Source organism: Streptomyces sp. BA2 (genome assembly GCF_009769735.1).
GTDB lineage: Bacteria > Actinomycetota > Actinomycetes > Streptomycetales > Streptomycetaceae > Streptomyces.
Genome location: NZ_WSRO01000002.1, coordinates 3,844,619 through 3,864,425, shown reverse-complemented (window position 1 = coordinate 3,864,425; position 19,807 = coordinate 3,844,619). Strand labels below are relative to the sequence as shown.

16 protein-coding genes and 1 other RNA gene are annotated in these 19,807 nt (G+C 70.3%); 12 read left to right on the top strand and 5 right to left on the bottom strand.

Going from position 1 to position 19,807, the window contains the following annotated elements:
• Positions 1 to 38: 38 nt before the first annotated feature.
• The 4 genes from E5671_RS20080 to E5671_RS20065 form a co-directional block, all read right to left on the bottom strand.
• The gene (locus tag E5671_RS20080; protein WP_160505345.1) at positions 39 to 920 is read right to left on the bottom strand and encodes a carbohydrate ABC transporter permease; all 882 of its coding nucleotides are present in this window, start codon (positions 918 to 920) and stop codon (positions 39 to 41) included.
• Entirely contained in the window at positions 917 to 2,197 is a 1,281-nt protein-coding gene (locus tag E5671_RS20075; protein WP_160510298.1) for a carbohydrate ABC transporter permease, read from the bottom strand. The genes E5671_RS20080 and E5671_RS20075 overlap by 4 nt, the downstream gene beginning before the upstream one ends.
• Positions 2,198 to 2,270: 73 nt before the next feature.
• The gene (locus E5671_RS20070; RefSeq protein ID WP_160505344.1) at positions 2,271 to 3,662 is read right to left on the bottom strand and encodes an ABC transporter substrate-binding protein; all 1,392 of its coding nucleotides are present in this window, start codon (positions 3,660 to 3,662) and stop codon (positions 2,271 to 2,273) included.
• Positions 3,663 to 3,817: 155 nt separating this feature from the next.
• Positions 3,818 to 6,958: an FHA domain-containing protein gene (locus tag E5671_RS20065; RefSeq protein WP_160505343.1), complete on the bottom strand. Its 3,141-nt coding sequence runs from the start codon at positions 6,956 to 6,958 to the stop codon at positions 3,818 to 3,820.
• 419 nt (positions 6,959 to 7,377) lie between these two features.
• On the opposite strand from E5671_RS20065, the gene E5671_RS20060 reads away from it, so the two are divergent.
• The 4 genes from E5671_RS20060 to E5671_RS20045 all read left to right on the top strand — a co-directional run bounded on the left by E5671_RS20060 (position 7,378) and on the right by E5671_RS20045 (position 13,145).
• Positions 7,378 to 9,000 carry a protein kinase domain-containing protein gene (locus tag E5671_RS20060; RefSeq protein ID WP_160505342.1) on the top strand — a complete coding sequence of 541 codons (1,623 nt, stop codon included), beginning with the start codon at positions 7,378 to 7,380 and terminating at the stop codon, positions 8,998 to 9,000.
• A 141-nt stretch (positions 9,001 to 9,141) separates the two neighbouring features.
• Positions 9,142 to 10,377, top strand: coding sequence for a serine/threonine-protein kinase (locus E5671_RS20055; protein ID WP_160505341.1), 1,236 nt, complete (start codon positions 9,142 to 9,144; stop codon positions 10,375 to 10,377).
• A gap of 707 nt (positions 10,378 to 11,084) precedes the next feature.
• A complete protein-coding gene (prfB, locus tag E5671_RS20050; RefSeq protein WP_160505340.1) occupies positions 11,085 to 12,191 on the top strand; it encodes a peptide chain release factor 2 in 1,107 nt (368 codons plus the stop codon).
• 282 nt (positions 12,192 to 12,473) lie between these two features.
• Positions 12,474 to 13,145, top strand: coding sequence for an LPXTG cell wall anchor domain-containing protein (locus E5671_RS20045; RefSeq protein ID WP_160505339.1), 672 nt, complete (start codon positions 12,474 to 12,476; stop codon positions 13,143 to 13,145).
• Between the two features lie 143 nt (positions 13,146 to 13,288).
• On the opposite strand, the gene E5671_RS20040 is transcribed toward E5671_RS20045, so the two are convergent.
• Positions 13,289 to 13,480 carry a hypothetical protein gene (locus E5671_RS20040; protein ID WP_160505338.1) on the bottom strand — a complete coding sequence of 64 codons (192 nt, stop codon included), beginning with the start codon at positions 13,478 to 13,480 and terminating at the stop codon, positions 13,289 to 13,291.
• A gap of 240 nt (positions 13,481 to 13,720) precedes the next feature.
• Between E5671_RS20040 and ftsE the strand changes: the two genes are divergently transcribed.
• The 8 genes from ftsE (at position 13,721) to E5671_RS20000 (ending at position 19,740) form a co-directional block, all read left to right on the top strand.
• Entirely contained in the window at positions 13,721 to 14,410 is a 690-nt protein-coding gene (ftsE, locus tag E5671_RS20035) for a cell division ATP-binding protein FtsE (RefSeq protein ID WP_030788113.1), read from the top strand.
• A gap of 43 nt (positions 14,411 to 14,453) precedes the next feature.
• The gene (gene ftsX / locus E5671_RS20030) at positions 14,454 to 15,365 is read left to right on the top strand and encodes a permease-like cell division protein FtsX (RefSeq protein WP_160505337.1); all 912 of its coding nucleotides are present in this window, start codon (positions 14,454 to 14,456) and stop codon (positions 15,363 to 15,365) included.
• Between the two features lie 98 nt (positions 15,366 to 15,463).
• Complete coding sequence (locus E5671_RS20025) at positions 15,464 to 16,123, top strand: hypothetical protein (RefSeq protein ID WP_160505336.1); 660 nt, start codon at positions 15,464 to 15,466, stop codon at positions 16,121 to 16,123.
• 116 nt (positions 16,124 to 16,239) lie between these two features.
• A complete protein-coding gene (locus E5671_RS20020) occupies positions 16,240 to 17,421 on the top strand; it encodes a S41 family peptidase (protein WP_160505335.1) in 1,182 nt (393 codons plus the stop codon).
• Between the two features lie 18 nt (positions 17,422 to 17,439).
• The gene (gene smpB / locus E5671_RS20015; RefSeq protein WP_160505334.1) at positions 17,440 to 17,961 is read left to right on the top strand and encodes an SsrA-binding protein SmpB; all 522 of its coding nucleotides are present in this window, start codon (positions 17,440 to 17,442) and stop codon (positions 17,959 to 17,961) included.
• A 132-nt stretch (positions 17,962 to 18,093) separates the two neighbouring features.
• Positions 18,094 to 18,482, top strand: a transfer-messenger RNA (tmRNA) gene (ssrA, locus tag E5671_RS20010).
• 188 nt (positions 18,483 to 18,670) lie between these two features.
• Positions 18,671 to 18,943, top strand: coding sequence for a hypothetical protein (locus E5671_RS20005; protein WP_160505333.1), 273 nt, complete (start codon positions 18,671 to 18,673; stop codon positions 18,941 to 18,943).
• Positions 18,940 to 19,740, top strand: a complete 801-nt coding sequence (locus tag E5671_RS20000; RefSeq protein WP_160505332.1) for a collagen-like protein — start codon at positions 18,940 to 18,942, stop codon at positions 19,738 to 19,740. Before E5671_RS20005 ends, E5671_RS20000 begins: the two co-directional genes overlap by 4 nt.
• Positions 19,741 to 19,807 lie beyond the last annotated feature (67 nt).

Here is a 19,807-nt window from a genome sequence, read left to right as displayed (position 1 = left end):
ACTCGTCGAACTCAGGTTCCACTGTTACTCGTGATCGGTTACTTCACCGCGCCCGCCATCACGCCGGACACGAACTGCCGCTGGAACGCGAAGAACACGGCCAGCGGGATCACCATCGAGATGAACGCGCCGGGCGCCAGGATCTGCACGTTGTCGCCGAAGGACCGCACCTGCTGCTGGAGCGCGACCGTGATCGGCGGGCTCTCGGAGTCGGCGAAGATCAGCGCGATCAGCATGTCGTTCCAGACCCAGAGGAACTGGAAGATGCCGAGGGAGGCGATCGCGGGCGCGCCGAGCGGCATCACGACCCGGAAGAAGAGCCGCAGTTCACCGGCTCCGTCCAGGCGCGCGGCCTCCAGGAGTTCGCGGGGGATCTCCGCGAAGAAGTTCCGCAGGAGGAAGATCGCGAACGGCAGCCCGAAGGCCACGTGGAAGATGACCACGCCGATCGTCGTCTCGAAGATGCCGATCGCGCCGAAGATCTTCGACACCGGTAGCAGCGCCACCTGCACCGGCACCACGAGCAACCCGACGACGCCGATGAACCACCAGTCGCGGCCCGGGAACTCCATCCACGCGAAGGCGTATCCGGCGAGGGACCCGATGATCACGACGAGCAGCGTCGCCGGGACGGTGATCATGATGCTGGACAGGATCGAGTCGGTGATCGTCTCGTCCTTGAGCAGGTTCGTGTAGTTGTCCAGCGTCATCTGCGACGGCGTGGAGAAGACCTTCCACCAGCCGCTCTCCGCCATGTCGGCCGAGCTGCGCAGCGAGCCGAGCAGCAGACCGATCGTCGGCACCAGCCAGAAGAGCGCGACGACGGTGAGGAAGACGCGTACGGCGGTGCCGCTCAGGACGGAGGCGATCCGCCCGCCGAGCGACTGCTTCGCCTGCACCACTTCGACTTGGGTGGTCATCGCCGAGCCTCCCGCCGAAGTCGCCTGACGTTGAAGAGCATCACCGGGATCACGAGGAGGAAGAGCAGCACGGCGATCGCGCTCGCCACGCCCGAATCCTTGTCGAGGAACGCGGAGTTGTAGAGCTGGAGCGCCAGGACGTTCGCGTCGTCCTTCGAGGAGTTCGGCGCGATGATGAAGATCAGGTCGAAGATCTTCAGTACGTTGATCATGAGCGTGACCGTCACCACCGCGAGCACCGGCGCGAGGATCGGCACCGTGATCCTGCGGAACACCTGCCACTCGTTGGCGCCGTCCACGCGGGCGGCCTCCAGGAGTTCACGCGGCACGCTGGCGAGGCCGGCCGCGATCAGGACCATCGCGAAGCCCACCCAGATCCACAGGTACGAGCCGATCACCGCGGGCGTGATGAGGGAGGGGCCGAGCCAGTCCACTCCGTTGTACGGCTCACGGAAGTTGCTTGCGGGGAAGCGGAGTTGGGCGCCGTCCGCCTCCTTGGGGAGCGCGAAGGTGCCGTCGTCCGCCGCCTCGGCCGATGCCACCACCTTGCCGTCCTTGACGGCCTCGATCTTGATCCCGGGATAGCCGAACTCGGTCTTGTCCGGGGCGTTCATCTCGCCCCGGCCCTTGCCGCGGGTGAAGTCCTGCCAGGCCGTGCCGGTGACCTTGCCGGGGTCCGGCTTCGCGGCCGCGGCGGACTTGGCGCCGTCCGGCATGTTGTCCGGCGCGACACCGGTCAGGGGGAGGACGACGGGGGTGCCCGCGCTCACCGTCTTACGGGTGATGAAGGCGCCCCCGTCCGCCGCCTTCAGCGGCGACTCCGTACTGGGATGCGCCTGCGGGAAGGCGGACGACTCGGCGAAGGTGTCGTGCGCGGTCACGAAGATGGCGTTGGCGACACCCCGGTCGGGATCCGACTCGTACACGAGCCGGAAGATGATGCCGGCCGCGAGCATCGATATCGCCATCGGCATGAAGATGACCAGCTTGAACGCCGTTCCCCAGCGGATGCGTTCGGTGAGCACGGCGAAGATCAGGCCGAGCCCCGTCGCGACCGTCGGCGCGACCACCACCCAGATCGCGTTGTTCTTGATCGCGGTGAGGATGGTGTCGTCCGTGAACAGGGTCTTGTAGTTGCCGAACGCCGTGAAGTCGCCCGACTTGTCGAAGAAGCTGCGGAAGAGCGAGTACCCGATGGGGTAGAGGACGAGCGCGCCGAGCAGCACCAGAGCGGGCGCCAGGAACAGCACCGCCATGCCCTTGCGTGTGCCGGTCACGCTCTTGCGCGGTTTCGGGGCCGGGGGCAGCGCCACACTCGGCGTGTCCCCGGCGTTCGCGGACGCCACCGCGTCAGTCCTTGTAGGCCTTGGCGGCGGCCGTCTCCAGCGCCTTCTGCGTGCCCGCGACGTCCTTCGGGTTCTTCAGGAAGTCCTGCAACGCCTTCCACTCACCCTTGCCCGGCGTGCCGCCGAAGGCCTGCGGGGCCTGGTCGGACATGTCGAAGCGGATGTCGTCGCCCGCCGCGATCAGCGCCTTGGCGATGTCCCGCTGCACGTCGTTCGGGTACGCCGCCAGGTCGAGGTTCTTGTTCGGCGAGACGAAACCGCCCGACTCCGCCCAGATCTTGGCCGAGTCCGGCGACGCGAGGAAGGTGAGCAGCGCCTGGGCGCCCTTGCTGTCCTTCAGCGCCACGGCGGCGTCACCGCCGACGACCGCCGGGGACTCACCGCCGACCGCCGGGAACGGGAACACCTTGGCGTCCGTGCCGACCTTGGCCTTCGTCTCCGAGATCGGCAGCGAGACCATGTCGCCCTCGAAGACCATGCCCGCCTTGGGCTGGTCGCCGCCGGTGAACGTCTGCTTCACGGAGGCGGGGAACTCGGTCTGCAGCGCGCCGTTCGCGCCGCCCGCGACGAAGCCCTTCTTCCCGAAGAGCTCACCGAGCGTGGTCAGCGCCTCCTTCACGGAGGGGTCCGTCCACTTGATCTCGTGCTCGGCGAGGTCGTCGTACTTCTCCGGGCCCGCCTGCGAGAGGTAGATGTTCTCGAACCAGTCGGTGAGGGTCCAGCCGTCGGCGCCCGCGACGGAGATCGGCGGTACGCCGGAGTCGTACACGGTCTGGGCCGTCTTCAGGAAGTCGTCCCAGGTCTTGGGCGCCTTGGCGCCCGCGTTGTCGAAGACCTGGGTGTTGTACCAGACCAGGGACTTGTTGGCGGCCTTGAAGTACACGCCGTACTGCTTGTCGTCGACGGCTCCGAGGTCCTGCCAGCCCTGCGCGTAGTTCTTGTCGAGCTGCTTCTGCGCCTCGGGCCCGACCGGCTTGGCCCACTTGTTCTCCACGGCCTGCTCGATCGCGCCGACCTGCGGAAGCATCGCGACGTCCGGCGGCTGGCCGCCCGCGACCTTCGACTCCAGGAAGCTGATGATGGGGTCCTGGGCCGGTACGAAGGTGACCTTGGCGCCGGTCCGCTTCTCGAACTCGTCAAGAACCTTGAGGAAGACCTTCCGCTCCGAGCCGCCCCAAACCGCGGCGACGGACACGGTCTGCCCGTCCAGCTTGGGGAGTTGGACCGCGGCACCGCTCTCCTTGCCGCCGCCCTTGTCCCCGCTGTCCTTGTCGTCGCCGTCGTCCCCGCAGGCGGTGACGGTGAGCGCTAGCGCGCCCGCGACGACGGCCGCGGCGAATTTGGCTGTGGTACGCCTGTGTTGCGGTGCCCTGCGTGATCGAAGACTGCTGCGCATCACTGCCCCGTTTCTCTGCCATGGCGAGTCCCGTGCGGTCTGTCTACGCCCGCTCGGGGAGGGGCGGCAAGAGCGCAAACAGTGTCAACCAGGTGATCGTGATGGCGTTGTGACGTGCCGTCATGAGCTGCGCGGGTGCGCCCGCCGGGGGTGGGTCACAGGAGAGACGGCACCTGATCCGCGGAGACGGACCGAGCGGCCCGCTCCAGCGCACTGGCGAGCAGCGCCAAGTCCGTTGGGCCATTGCCAAGTTCACGCACCGGACGACGCGCGGGCGGATCGCCCATCCGCTCCCACTCCAGAGGAACAACCGTGGGCCGCAAAGTGGACGTACGGGGAATCCGCCCAGTAACCCGCCCCGCCTGGAAAGGGCTCACGCGCCCGTCGGCAGTACGAAGCACCCCCCGCCCGGGGGCGGGCTCCTCCGGCCCCGGAGACACGGCATCCAGGGAGACCCGCAGAGCAGCCCGCCGCCCCAGCTCCGTCTCAGGCGTCCGGTCACCGCCCGCCGTGGTGGCGACCAAATGCACCCCGAGCCGCTCCCCGTCCCGGGCCACCGCTTCAAGCGCCCGCACGACGGACCCCGCGGCAGGCCGCCCCGGCGACCCCAGCGCGGGCGAGAGCAGCGCGTCGAAGTCGTCGACGAGCACGACGAGCCGAGGCAGCGGAGGCCCGGGGTCGGCCCCCTTGCGCGCGGCAGCGACAGGCCGCAGCCGCATCGTGGAACTCGGCGGCGGGTCGAGATCACCCGCACCACCCCCGCCGAGCTGAGGCGCCTGCGCATGCCACTCGGCGAACCCGAGCCGCCCGAGCAACTCGGCCCGCCGCTTCAGCTCGGCGGTCAGCGACTGGGCGAACTCCCGCATCCGGACGGGGTCGTTGGCGGCGAGATGCGTCGTGACATGCGGCAGGTCCGTACAGACCGCGAGGCCTTCTACCAGCCTTACGTTCCCGCCGTTCGTCCCGCTGCCCACGCTTCCCGTGGTGTCCCGCCCGTCGATCAGCACCATGCCGAGGCGGTCCGGGCGCTCCGCCGCGGCCAGCGAGGCGGCGATGGAGCGCAGGAGCTCCGTACGCCCGCTGCCCGAAGGGCCCTCGGCCAGGACATGCGGGCCCTCGGCGGCGAGGTCCACGACCACGGGCCCGCGCGGGCCCGCACCGAGTACCGTCCAGGCGCGCCCGCCCAGCGCCTCGGAATCATCGGCGGCCGCTGCCCAGCGGGCCATGAGGGACGCCGGGGTGGCACGGGCGAGCCCCAACTCGTCCAGGAGCCGGGCCATTTGAGGCAGAGGAGCGGACACGCGCGCGTGCCCGTCGCCGGGCGCCCCGTCCGTGCGGAAAGGCGCGAGCGCGCGGGCGAACCGCTCGGCCCAGGCCTGCGACACCGCGTCCACCGCGGCGACCGTGCCGTGCCCCGCGGGCCGGCCGTCCACGGTCCGCAGCAGCCGCAGCGCGGTGGCCACGTCGCCGCTGAGCAGCGCGACGGCGCCGCACGCGCGGAAGGCGGGCGAAACTGAGCAGGCTGCTTCGTACGTGGCCGACACCGGGGAAGCGGGCGACGCGGCGGGGGTCTCCGCGAGGCAGACGACATGGATCCCGGCGGTGGCGCCTTCCCGCGTCAGCCGCACCACGGCTTCGCGCAGCCCTGCGGACCCGGGGTCGCCGTCCACCACGACGACGGTGCGGGGCCCGGTGTCCGGAGAAGTGTCGGCAGAGCTGTCGGCCGCGGTGGCGGACGCCCTGTCCGCCGCGTGGTCGTCGAGGCGCCGCAGCAGCTCTCCCGTGCGCGCCGCCGCCTGCTCGCGGTCGTAGGCCAGGAGGAGGCGGCAGTCCTGGCCGTGCATGGGCCGCAGATGCGGGAGCCAGCCGAGCCAGGACCACTCGGCGGTGCGCTCCGGCGTGGGCCGTGCGCGATCCGTGCTGAGCAGCACGATCTCCAGGGCGTCGGGGGAGTGCAGCGCGGCGAGCTGGGCGACGACGGCACGGGCGAGCCCCGTCAGGCGCTCACGCGGGCCCGCGAGGCCGAGCGCGCCCGCCTCCCGCAGGCTGACCGTCACGGGGACGGCGGGCAGCAGGCCACGCTCGTCCGGGGTCGCGCGGTCCACCGTGCCGAGCCGGACCGCGAGCGCCTCGGGGTGGCCGGGGCCGCGCTCCCAGAGCCGGGGGCCGGGGCCGAGCGCCGTGAGCAGCAGGGCCGCGGGGTCGGGCCAGGACTCCGGGGTCCGCGCGGCGGCGGCCACCGCGAGGTCTTCGGGGGTGGGGGCGGCCGGTTCGGGGGGCGCGGCGTGGCTTCCCGTCCCGTACGCATCGTCCTCGTGGCCCGCCGGTCCGTACGCGTCGTCACGGGCGCCGGTCAGCCGCCGGGCCCAGGCCGAGAGGCCGCCACGCTTGCGGAGCGTGCGCGGCACGGTCGTCCCGCGTGCGGGGGTGCCGAGGCGGGTGCTCTCGGCGTCCGGAGCGCCGCCCTGCTGCGGGACGAGCGGCACGTCGGTGAGGGACGTCTGCCCGACCGCCCCGCTCTGGCTTCCCTCGCCCGCGGCGCCCCACTCCGCGGAGCCGTACGCGTGGTGGGTGCCGCCGGAGGGCGTGTGGCCTCCTTCCGGGGGCGCACTGTGGGGGGCTTCGGCGCTCGCGGTGACCCGCACGCGCACGTGCCCCTCGCCGTCGGGGGCCGTGGGCAGCGCGCCGCCCGTCCCGTCCCTGGCGGTGAACCGCAGCGCGGACTCGCCGAGCCGCAGCAGGGAGCCGGGGGTCAGGCGCACCGGGCGGTCGGTGATCTCGCGGCCGTCCACCGTCGTGCCGTTCGTGGAGCCCAGGTCCGTGACGGTGACCTGGCCGTCCGGGGTGAGGGTCACCGCGCAGTGCAGCCGCGACACGTCCGGGTCGTCCAGGGGGACGTCCGCGTCCGCCGAGCGGCCGACACGGATCTGGCCGCCGTGCAGGAGGTGCACCCCGCCCGCGTCCGGGCCCGCGACCACGTGCAACTGGGCGGCGGCTCCCGCCAGTTCGGGTCCGGGCTCGGCGGGGGAGCCGAGCGAGAGCACCGCTCCGTCTATCAGCGGGGGCTCTCCGAGGGTGCAGCGCTGGGCGTCGAGGCGCTCCGACTCCGCGTACAGGACGAGGGGGCCTTCGCCGCCCGCGACGGCGGTGGCGAGGCCGGAGGCGACGGTGGCCAGAGCGGTCCCCGCGGGGGCGGTGACCAGCACGTCACAGGCGCCGCGCGGCACGACGGGGCGGCCATGGGGCTCGGCGGTCTGGCCGCTGCGCGGCCCGAGGACGGTCAGCCGGATCTGCATCGCCGTCAGCGGTCCCTTCTGCCCTTGCCGCCGGGCACGGGGACTCGCGCTGTGATTCCCCCCACCGCACACGGCCACGTCGGCCAGTAACAGATAAGCATCCTCGCACCTGCCACTGACAACACGCCCGGCGGCCACCCGTAAGTGATCTTGAATGGTCGGCTCTGCTCGGAAAAGTGCCTGCTTGGACTGTTGCGATCGCCGGTCGTCCCATCGTGACGAAGGTCAATTCGACGCCATTCGGCAACCAACGGCCCCCATGGGGCGTCTTTCCACCGAACAGCTGTCCGGGCACCCGGTGGCCGGGGTGGAATGTGACCGGCCAGTGCCCCGTTCGGCGGCACTACAGTGGGTCGGAACACCTTCCGGCGGGTAGCCGGGTCCGGACAGACCAGCCAGATCAGCAGGGAGCGCATGACGTGCGGCCGGTAGGCAGCAAGTACCTCCTCGAGGAGCCGCTCGGGCGCGGCGCCACGGGCACCGTCTGGCGAGCCCGCCAGCGCGAGACCGCGGGTGCCGAGGCGGCCGTTCCCGGCCAGCCCGGCGAGACCGTCGCGATCAAGGTCCTCAAGGAAGAGCTCGCCAACGACGCGGACATCGTGATGCGATTCCTCCGCGAGCGATCCGTCCTGCTCAGGCTCACGCACCCGAACATCGTGCGGACCCGTGACCTGGTCGTCGAGGGCGAGCTCCTCGCCCTCGTGATGGACCTGGTGGAGGGCCCGGACCTGCACCGCTACCTCCGCGAGAACGGCCCGCTCACGCCGGTCGCGGCCGCCCTCATGACCGCCCAGATCGCCGACGCCCTCGCCGCGAGCCACGCGGACGGAGTCGTGCACCGGGACCTGAAGCCCGCGAACGTCCTGCTCAAGCAGGATGCCGACGGCTCGATGCACCCCATGCTCACCGACTTCGGCATCGCCCGCCTCGCCGACTCCCCGGGCCTGACCCGCACCCACGAATTCGTCGGCACGCCCGCGTACGTGGCGCCCGAGTCCGCCGAGGGCCGCCCGCAGACCAGCGCCGTCGACATCTACGGCGCGGGCATCCTCCTGTACGAGCTCGTCACCGGACGCCCGCCGTTCGGCGGCGGCTCGGCCCTGGAGGTCCTGCACCAGCACCTGAGCGCCGAACCGCGCCGCCCCTCCACGGTCCCGGACCCGCTGTGGACGGTCATAGAGCGCTGCCTCAGCAAGAACCCCGACCACCGCCCCAGCGCCGAGAACCTCGCGCGCGGCCTGCGGGCCGTCGCGGACGGCGTGGGCGTGCACGCGTCCAGCGCGCAGATCGCAGCCGCGGAGGGAGTGGGCGCCCTCCTGATGCCCGACCCGGACCCCGCGATGGTGCCGGGGACGGCCGGAGCCGCCGACCCCACCCAGGTGCTTCCGAGCAACGCGGGCTCGTACGACCCGAACGCGGCGACGAGCGTCATGCAGAACACCGGCTCCGGCCCCGGCGCGGGGGGCGCGGGCAACCCTGGCGCGGCCGACCCGACGGCCGTCATGCCGCCGGTGCCGCCGAACCAGCCCGGAGACGACCCGAACGACCCGCACCCCTGGCAGAACCAGATGCGGGCGGCCCGGGACCGCAACGAACAGACGCAGGTCCAGTCGTACCTCGACCCGAACGAGGACCCGCTGCGCCGTCGCCGCCCCCAGCGCCAGGTGCAGCAGCCGCAGCCGCAACAGCGCCCCCAGCAGTACGCGCCGCAGCAGCAGCGCCCGCAGCAGTACGCGCAGCCGCAGCAGCGTCAGCAGTACGCGCCGCCGCCGCAGCAGACGCCGCCCCAGCAGCCGCCCGCGGGACGGCCGCCGCGTGAGCCCAGGCAGCGCAGCTCGAGCCCGAACCGGATGAAGATCCCGGGTCTCGGCTGCCTCAAGGGGTGCCTCTTCACTCTGATCATCCTCTTCGTGGCGAGCTGGCTCGTCTGGGAGCTGAGCCCGCTCCAGGAGTGGATCGGCACGACGAAGGGTTACTGGGAACAGCTGACGGACTGGTACGACACGGTTTCCGGCTGGATGGGCAAACTGAACGGCAATTAGCCGCCCGGTGGTCAGTGATGGCGAATCCCCTGCCGACTCTGGGGATTTGTCGACACCTGCGGGGTGATTTCTGCTCCTGGAGTGAAGGTTGGCGTCGAGGCCGCGTAGTTTTGTCGCCAACACGCATCCGTAGGAGCAGTCTTGGCACGCAAGATCGGCAGCCGGTACACCGCCCACCAGATCCTTGGTCGGGGCAGCGCCGGCACGGTGTGGCTCGGCGAGGGGCCCGAGGGTCCCGTCGCCATCAAACTGCTGCGCGAGGACCTGGCGTCCGACCAGGAGCTGGTCGGACGCTTCGTCCAGGAGCGCACGGCTCTGCTCAGCCTCGACCACGCGCGCGTGGTGGGCGTCCACGACCTGGTGGTCGACGGGAACGACCTCGCCCTGGTCATGGACCTCGTCCGCGGCACGGACCTGCGCACCCGCCTCGACCGTGAGCGCCGCCTCGCCCCCGAGGCGGCAGTGGCGATCGTGGCGGACGTGGCCGACGGCCTCGCGGCGGCGCACGGGGCGGGGATCGTGCACCGTGACGTGAAGCCGGAGAACGTCCTGCTCGACATGCAGGGTCCGCTGGGCCCCGGCGGCTCGCACCCCGCGCTCCTGACGGACTTCGGCGTCGCCAAGCTGATCGACTCCCCGCGCAGGACCCGCGCGACGAAGATCATCGGTACGCCGGACTACCTCGCCCCGGAGATCATCGAGGGCCTGCCCCCGCGCGCGGCGGTCGACATCTACGCCCTCGCGACGGTCCTGTACGAGCTCCTGGCGGGCTTCACCCCCTTCGGCGGTGGCCACCCCGGAGCGGTCCTGCGCCGCCACGTGACGGAGACGGTGGTCCCCCTCCCCGGCATCCCGGACGAACTCTGGCAGCTGATGGTCCAGTGCCTGGCGAAGGCCCCGGCGTCCCGCCTGCGCGCCTCGGAGCTCGCGGCGCGGCTGCGGGAGCTGCAGTCGCTTGTGGCGGGGATGCCGCCGCTGGACGTGGACGAGCCGGAGACGGAGCCGCTGCCGGATGAGGCAGCGGACGAGCCGGCTCCGGAACCATCTCCGGGCGCCCCCCGGCGCGGGGCGGTCCCCCTCGTCCCCGCCTCGTCCCCCGACTCGAACCGTGACACCCACACCTCCATGCGGGTCCCGGGCCCGGACGAGCTCGCCGGGGGCGCCCGCGGCACGGCCCGCGCGCCTCGCGCGTCCGGCTCGGCCCGCCCCGGCTCGGCCCGCCACCGCGCCTCTGCCCGCCGCCGCAGGATCACGCTGGGCGTGGCGGGGGCGGTGCTTGTGGCTGCCGCCGGGATCGGCACGTGGGCGGCCACGAGCGGCGACGACGCCGACGCCACGCCCCCGGACACAAAGAACTCGGCCCCTACGGCGCCGTAACCTCCCCGCCCTGCCCCGCCGCTTCGCGCCGGATCTCCCCCACCCACCCACCCGATCACCCCGCATCGGCCCGCCCCCCCCGGGGGGCTGAGCCCTGTGGTTCGGTGGCCCCTGTCCCGCCGCTTCGCGCCGGATCTCCCCCAGCCACCCACCCGTTCACCCCGCATCGGGCCGCCCCCCCCCGGGGGCTGAGCCCTGTGGTTCGGTGGTCCCTGTCCCGCCGCTTCGCGCCGGATCTTCCCCACCCGCCCACCCGCCCACCCGATTACCCCGCATCGGCCCGCCCCCCCCCGGGGCTGAGCCCAGTCGTTCGGTTGCCCCCGCCCCGCCGCTTCGCGCCGGAATTTGCCCGCCCGCCCACCCACCTGATTACCCCGGGTGAACGGGTGGGTGGGTGGGAGAGGTCCGCCGCGAAGCGGCGGGAAAGGACAGCCCGAACGCTGCGACGGCCGAGTCGTTAGGCGGGTGGCAGCGGCGTACGGCCTTCGGGCGGCGCAGGTGGTGCCGGGTGATCGGGTGGGTGGGAGACCCGCCGCGGAGCGGCGAAGAAGAGCCCCGGGCTGCGGGGCAAGGCCCCCGTAGAGATCAGCTCGGCCCGCAGGGCAAGGCCCCGTAGCGGCCCGCAGGGCGAGGTGCCCGGGGTCGTGGGTAGCCGCTTCCCCCGCCGGGAGGCCAGGCCGCTTGCGTCCAGCCGTTACGCTGGACCCGTGGCAGTCGTCGATGTATCCGAAGAGCTCAAGTCCCTCTCCTCGACCATGGAGTCGATCGAGGCCGTCCTGGACCTCGACAAGCTGAGGGCAGACATCGCCGTGCTCGAGGAGCAGGCGGCCGCGCCGTCCCTGTGGGACGACCCGGAAGCGGCACAGAAGATCACCAGCAAGCTGAGTCACCTCCAGGCGGAGGTGCGGAAGGCCGAGGCCCTGCGCGGGCGTATCGACGACCTCAGCGTGCTCTTCGAGATGGCCGAGGAGGAGGACGACTCGGACACCCGCGCCGAGGCCGAGACCGAGCTCACGGCCGTCAAGAAGGCGCTGGATGAAATGGAAGTCCGTACGCTCCTCTCCGGTGAGTACGACGCCCGTGAGGCGCTCGTCACCATCCGCGCGGAGGCCGGCGGCGTGGACGCCTCGGACTTCGCGGAGAAGCTCCAGCGCATGTACCTGCGGTGGGCCGAGCGCCATGGCTACAAGACGGAGCTCTACGAAACCTCGTACGCGGAAGAGGCCGGCATCAAGTCGACCACCTTCGCCGTCCAGGTCCCGTACGCGTACGGCACGCTCTCGGTCGAGCAGGGCACCCACCGTCTCGTCCGCATCTCGCCCTTCGACAACCAGGGACGCCGCCAGACCTCCTTCGCCGGAGTCGAGATCCTCCCGGTCGTCGAGCAGACCGACCACATCGAGATCGACGAGTCCGAGCTGCGGATCGACGTCTACCGTTCGTCCGGTCCCGGCGGCCAGGGCGTCAACACGACCGACTCCGCGGTCCGCCTGACGCACATCCCCACCGGCATCGTCGTCTCCTGTCAGAACGAGCGCTCGCAGATCCAGAACAAGGCGAGCGCGATGAACGTCCTCCAGGCCAAGCTCCTCGAGCGCCGCCGCCAGGAGGAGCAGGCGAAGATGAACGCCCTCAAGGGAGACGGCGGCAACTCCTGGGGCAACCAGATGCGTTCGTACGTCCTGCACCCGTACCAAATGGTCAAGGACCTGCGCACGGAGTTCGAAGTGGGCAACCCCGAGTCCGTGTTCAACGGCGAGATCGACGGTTTCCTCGAAGCCGGAATTCGCTGGCGCAAGCAGCAGGAGAAGTAAGCACCGCTTTATCGACAAGGCAACTGCCGCCCTTTGGGCGGCAGTTGTTTTTGTCGTGCCTCTTACGTCACAGTCACATCTCCGTACGCCGGTCAACTGATGCCATTTCAGACATCGCGCCCGCAACGACCTTGACGTGTCTGGGGAAACTGGAAAGGCTAGCGAGCGGCATGCGTATCTCTGGGGCGCGTGTGATCTGTGGGGGCGGATATCAGCGCTCCCGACGAACGCAGTCCCGGACGCTGCCTCACTGACGATTCAGCTACTGGGGGTAGCAGCCAGATGACCAAGAAGACGCGGATCCGCGTAGCGCGAATAGCGGCGGGTGCGGTGATCGCCGCCGGCGCTTCGCTGACCGCCGCCGGTGCCGCCTCGGCCCTCGACGTCGGTGTCGACCTCGGTGGTGCGAGCGCCAGCGCCAGCGCCGACGAGAACGGCATCGGCGTCGACGTCGGCCTGGGTGAGGACGACGACGAGCCCACCGAGGAGCCCACGGAGATTCCGACGGGCGAGCCCACGGAGCCCACCGAGGAGCCGACGGAGCCGACCGAGGAGCCCACCGAGCCCACGGAGGAGCCGACCGAGCCCACCGACGAGCCCACCGAGCCCACCGACGAGCCGACGGAGCCCACCGAGGACCCGACGGACCCCTCGGACCCGGGCACGCCCACCGAGGACCCGAGCGACCCCGGTAACGGCAACGGCACCGGTGGCAACGACAACGACCCCGACGGCGGCTCCAACCCCGTCGAGCAGGGCAAGGGCAAGGACAGCCTGACCGACACGGGCTCCACCCCGGTCGAGCAGGGTGACAAGGCCGACAAGGGCGAGCTCGCCGAGACGGGCGCCGCCGAGACCACGTTCCTGCTGATCGGCGCCGCGACGATGATCGCCGGCGGCATCGGCTTCCGCATCCTGCCGCGCTTCGTCGGCAACCGCGGCGCAGCCGCCTGATCCAGGGCGACGGCATCCGCGTACGGAGCGTACGGAGCGTACGGAGACGTATGCGGCGCATGACATGAGAGAAGGGCCCGGAGCATCCAGCTCCGGGCCCTTCTGGTGTCCTGGCACGCGCCTCAGGCGTACTGAGCGGCGCGCTAAGCGGTCTGGTGCGCCAGCAGGGCCACCGCCGCGATCAGCACGACGAGCACCCCTATCAGCGCCGCAGGGCTGAGGCCGCCGAACGGTCCCTCCTGCTGCAGGCGCTCGCGGCTGGCCCGGCAGACGGGGCAGCGGCCTTCACTCACGGGCCCCGCGCAGTTCGCGCATACCAACCTGTCATGGGTCATGCGCTTCTCCTCCCGCACAGTTACAGCCTGCCCAACGCTAGAGGGAACCCAACCGTTCCCCCTACCACTGTGCCAGCTTCCACGAATTTCGGCGCGGCCCGCCCATCCTCGTCGGTTTCCGACTGTTACGTTCCGTGGTATATCCGCGACAATTCGCGCAACTCAGGACGCTGACTGCGCTCGCGTACCCGCTTCGCGTATGGTCACGCTCACCTACCCCCGGCGACCCGTGGTGCATCCGTGATCCGATTCGACAACGTCTCCAAGGCCTACCCCAAGCAGACCCGGCCCGCCCTCCGGGATGTCTCTCTGGAGATCGAGAAGGGCGAGTTCGTCTTCCTGGTGGGCTCCTCCGGCTCCGGAAAGTCCACCTTCCTGCGGTTGGTCCTGCGCGAGGAGCGCACCAGCCACGGCCAGGTGCACGTCCTCGGCAAGGACCTCGCGCGCCTCTCCAACTTCAAGGTGCCCCACATGCGGCGCCAGTTGGGCACCGTCTTCCAGGACTTCCGCCTCCTTCCGAACAAGACCGTGGGCGAGAACGTCGCGTTCGCGCAGGAAGTCATCGGCAAGTCCCGTGGCGAGATCCGCAAGTCCGTGCCCCAGGTCCTCGACCTCGTCGGTCTCGGCGGCAAGGAGGACCGGATGCCCGGCGAGCTCTCCGGTGGTGAGCAGCAGCGGGTGGCGATCGCGCGAGCCTTCGTCAACCGTCCGAAGCTCCTCATCGCCGACGAGCCGACCGGCAACCTCGACCCGCAGACCTCGGTCGGCATCATGAAGCTGCTCGACCGGATCAACCGGACCGGCACGACCGTCGTCATGGCGACCCACGACCAGCAGATCGTGGACCAGATGCGCAAGCGGGTCATCGAGCTGGAGAAGGGCCGTCTCGTCCGCGACCAGTCGCGCGGCGTCTACGGCTACCAGCACTGACGACCCGTACTGATCCACTGCACTGATCCACTGAAAGGGAGCCATGCGCGCCCAGTTCGTCCTGTCGGAGATCGGCGTCGGTCTCCGCCGTAATCTCACGATGACCTTCGCCGTCATCGTCTCTGTAGCCCTCTCGCTCGCCCTCTTCGGAGCCTCGCTCCTGATGAGCGACCAGGTGAGCACGATGAAGGGCTTCTGGTACGACAAGGTCAACGTTTCGATCTTCCTGTGCAACAAGGGGGACGCCGAGCAGGACCCCGGGTGCACCAAGGGCGCCGTCACGAACGAGCAGAAGGAACAGATCCGCACGGATCTGAAGAAGATGCCAGTCGTCGACACGGTCCAGTACGAGACGGCCGACCAGGCGTACAAGCACTACAAAGAGCAGTTCGGCGACTCCCCGCTGTCCAGCTCCCTCACGCCGGACCAGATGCAGGAGTCGTTCCGGGTCAAGCTCAAGAACCCGGAGAAGTACCAGGTCGTCAACACGGCCTTCAGCGGGCGGCCGGGCGTGCAGAGCGTGACGGACCAACGCAGCGTCCTGGACAACCTCTTCAACCTGCTCAACGGCATGCGGTACGCGGCGCTCGGCGTCATGGGGCTCATGCTGGTCGTCGCGCTGATGCTGATCGTCAACACGGTGCGTGTATCGGCGTTCAGCCGACGGCGTGAGACCGGCATCATGCGGCTGGTCGGTGCGTCCAGCTTCTACATCCAGGTGCCCTTCGTCATGGAGGCCGCCATCGCCGGTCTGATCGGCGGGGCCTTCGCCTGCGTGCTGCTGGTCGCCGGCAAGTACTTCCTCATCAACAACTGGCTCGTGGACAAGATCGACATGGTCAACTTCATTGGCTGGGACGCGGTACTCGGCAAGTTGCCGCTGGTTCTTACGGTCAGCTTCCTCATGCCGGCGTTCGCAGGCTTCTTCGCCCTGCGCAAGTACCTGAAGGTCTGACCCCCCTTCATCGGATTTGACGACACAAGCCCTCCTGAATCAAGATCAATCTGCCCCTGACCAGGGCTTTTTGACAAAAAAATCGGGAGGGTTCCGTCGTGTCTATACGACGTTTCAAGCATGGCCGCACGGCCAAGAGGGCGGCGCGAGGAGTCCGGACGGCGGTGGTCGGCCTGGCGCTGTCCGCCGCCGTACTGGCCTCGGGAGCGCCCGCGCAGGCCACGGCCACGGGGGCCGGGCAGCCCGTGCGCACCGCCGCGGTGGCGGCCGAGCAGCCCGCCCCGGCGGCGGAGCTGGGAGCGCAGCCGCGGGCGGCGCGCGGTGGCCAATACGGCTACCACTACGAGTACTTCATCTCCCGGCGCACCGCGACCGCCCAGGTGTCGTTCCGCAAGATGAACCGCATCATGAACGCGGTCTTCCCGATTCCGGGGATGCCGAAGACCGTCAAGAAGGGGCAGAAGATCTGCCTCAAGGGCGGCGGCCGGTGCAACCCCGTGCGTGTGACGAAGGTGGGGAAGACGTACTTCCGTCTGAAGTCCCTTCCTGGTCACCTGGAAGGCGCGAACAAGCTCATCACCTTCACGCTGAAGAAGAAGAGCGGCGGCAGGCTCTATCTGGACGTGCGGGCCAAGGGGCCCAAGACCGCGTGGCAGCGGCACCCGCTGGGCGGCGGGGCCAACAAGCTGTTCGCCAAGGGCATGTGGGGGATGTACGCGACCAACCTCAGCAGTGCCGCTCAGTACAACCTGATCTGAGCTGCGGGTGAGTGCCTCGTGAAGCGGGGCGTGTGCCGCGAGGTGTGAGGTATGTCCGGGGCGCTGTACGGTTCAACCGACCGTGCGGCGCCCTTCGTTGTCCTAGACTCACCGGCATGTCAGGCCCCGACCCGTTCTGCGACAGCCTCTCCCGGCCCCGCCGTATCCGCCGCGGGGCCGCCCTGACATTGGTGTTCGCGAGTGTGCTCGCTACCGGGGCGGCGACCGGGTCCTGGAGCGAGGCGTCCGGCGAAGGCCGGAAGTCGCCTGTGCCGTCCACCCGTTCCGTCGCCTCGTCCGGTGACACCGCCGACGAAGCCGCCGATGCCGCCGCCGAGGCGATGGCCGACGGCAAGTCCGGCAAGAAGGCCGCGGAGGACGCCGTCAGCCGCAGTGGCGACCGCTGGGGATCGGTGTACTCCCCTGGGGAGTACCGGGAGTTCGAGCAGGCCCTCGACGGCGCGTACACCGGTGTCGGCCTCTGGGCCAGGCGCGCGGACGACGGGCGCATCGAGGTCTCGCGGGTCCAGCGAGGCGGCCCCGCCGAGCAGGCCGGCATCCGCGAGGGCGACCGGCTCAGGAGCATCGACGGCAGGCGCGTGGCGGGACTTCCCGTGACGGAGGTCGTGTCCCTGCTGCGCGGTGCCCGCGCCGGCTCCCCGGTCGAGCTCGGCCTGGAGCGGGGCACGCGCGCGTGGAGCGAGACACTGCACAGGGCCCGCCTCTCCACGGACTCCGTCGCGGTCACGCAGCTCGCGGGCGGCGCCGTCATGATCAAGGTCGAGGCTTTCACCAAGGGCACGGGCGAGCGCGTGCGGTCCGCGGTGCGTGACGCACCCAAGGGCGCCGGGATCCTGCTCGACCTGCGCGGCAACTCCGGGGGCCTGGTGTCGGAGGCGGTCACCGCGGCTTCGGGGCTCGTCGACGGAGGCCTGGTGGCCACGTACGACGTACGTGGTCGGCAGAAGGCCCTGCACGCGGAGCGGGGCGGTGACACCACCAGACCCGTGGTCGCGCTGGTCGACGGCGGCACGATGAGCGCGGCCGAGCTGCTCACGGGCGCCTTGCAGGACCGTGGCCGCGCGGTCGTGGTGGGGTCGAAGACGTTCGGCAAGGGCTCGGTCCAGATGCCGAGCCGGCTGCCCGACGGCTCGGTCGCCGAGCTGACGGTCGGGCACTACCGCACTCCTTCGGGGCAGGCGGTCGACGGCCGGGGCATCACCCCGGACCTGGAGGTCGAGGACGGGGCCGAGACGCGGGCCGAGACAGTATTGACTGGCCTCGGACCCCCCTCGTAGTGCGAAAATGGCCGCACTATGGCGAAGGAAAAGGTAAAGCGCAAGGCTGCTAAGGCCGCCGAGAAGGCCCCCAGCAAGAAGATGGTCGCGCAGAACAAGAAGGCGCGGCACGACTACCACATCCTGGACACGTACGAGTGCGGCCTCGTCCTGATGGGCACCGAGGTCAAGTCGCTGCGGATGGGCAGGGCCTCCCTGGTGGACGGCTTCGTGCACATCGACCACGGCGAGGCGTGGCTGCACAACATCCACGTACCGGAGTACGTGCAGGGGACCTGGACCAACCACTCCGCCACGCGGAAGCGCAAGCTCCTGCTGCACCGGGCGGAGATCGACAAGCTGGAGTCCAAGTCGCAGGAGACGGGTCACACGATCGTGCCCCTGGCCCTGTACTTCAAGGACAGCCGGGTCAAGGTAGAGATCGCCCTTGCCAAGGGCAAGAAGGAGTACGACAAGCGCCAGACGCTCAAGGAGAAGCAGGACCTGCGCGAGACGAACCGCGCGATCGAGGCGGCCAAGCGGCGCCAGCGCAGCGCCTAGCCCGCGGCTCCCCGTCGGGTCCCTGGTGGGTCCCTGGTGGGCCTCGCGGGAATTGGCTGGCCCCGTCGGGCGTTGGTCACGTACGATGGGCACTGCCCCGCACAGCCGGGGCGGCTATTGAAAAAACAACATGGGGATGATCGGTTTCGACAGCGGATGTCGAAGCAGGGGAAGCGAGCCGAGGAAGCGGCAATGATCTCGTAAACCATATGTCGCAACCAATAATCGCCAATAACAAGAGCGATTCCCAGTCCTTCGCCCTCGCTGCCTAATAAGCAGTGAGTGAAGGACCCTAAATGGGTGTCAGCCCGGGAGTGTTCCCGACCCGGATCCTGGCATAATCTAGGGAACTAAACCATCGAGCCCGGTCACGGGGTTCGATGGGAAATCAAACAGTGACTGGGCCCGTCGGAGACTTGTTCGCGAGATCTCCGGGGCCGAGAAAATCGAAGCGAACTGCGCTCGGAGAAGCCCTCCTTTTGCACCGTTGGACGCGGGTTCGATTCCCGCCATCTCCACAATTCCCATGTGAGGTTAAAGCCCTCTGGCCGGTGGCCAGGGGGCTTTTTCCGTGTGCGCGGCACGGAACGTACGGGCACATCCTCTGGGCATGTGACTCGTTACTGCATCCGAGTGCAGGTTCCCGAACGGCCGGGCGGCACGGAAGACGGAAGTCCGGCCGAGTACGCAAGGTGCAGGAGGCAGTCGCTTGGATGCCACCATCACTCTCTTAGGTTCCCTTTTCGCCAGCCTCGGGATTCTGGGCGCGGCCGTGGTGGCCTATCTCGGCAAGCGCGGTGAGAACGCGCTCACGGGCTACTCCAGCCTCACGGAGAGACTCCAGACCGAGCGTGACCGGCTGGAGCGGCAGGTCGCCGAACGCGACACGAAACTCGCTGAGTTGAATGCTCTCCACGTGCACGACCAGAGCGAGATCGCCCGGCTGCTCATCGACAACCAACGGCTCGGAGGCACTCCGTGATCCAGCTCGAGCGACTCCTGGCCCGCCGTTGGCGCACCGTGTTCCTCGTCTGTGTGCTGGTCGCGCTCTGCGGTGTCGCGGCGCTGCTCTGGGCCCGCATCGACGCAGGTGACCGCCGTGCAGACCGGCTCGCCGCCGAGGCGGACCGGCGCGGCGAGGCCGTGTCCACTTTGGCCCGCGACGTACGGACCCTGCGCGCGCAGGTCCGCTCCCACGGCGACACCCCGGCGGCGCCGGACCCCGCCGACGCCGTCGAGGATCTCCTGTCCCGGGTGCGAGTACGGGTGCCCGGTTCGCCCGGAGCCACCGGCTCGCAGGGCGAGAAGGGGACGCCGGGGGTGGGCGGCCGACAGGGGGACCAGGGCGAGTCGGGAGAGGCCGGTGAACCGGGCCCGGCCGGGGCGGAGGGCGCGGAGGGCGCGGACGGCGCGAATGGCGCGAATGGCGAGCGGGGCCCGGAAGGACCGGCAGGGGCGGCGGGCCCCCCGGGCTCCAACGGCGCTGACGGAGCCGACGGAGCTGACGGCACCAACGGCTCCGACGGCGCGGGCGGAGCTTCGGGCCCCGATGGCCCCGCGGGCCCCGCAGGGCCGCGCGGCGAGCGTGGGCCCAAGGGAGAGGCAGGCGACGCCGGCCCCAACTGCCCCGACGGCTACAGCCTCCAGCAGCCACCGGGCGACCCCGACGCCCTGGTCTGCCGCCGAACCGGCGCAACCCCGACAGACCCGGCCCCCGCAGTCCTACTCCTGGCCACGCTGCTACCTCGACGCCGCCGGACGCTGGAGGAGCCGAGCTGAGGACGGGCTGCCGGGCGCCTGCCCTTGGCTGTGTGTTGCTGGGCTGGGGGTGGGGTCGCCGTGCTGC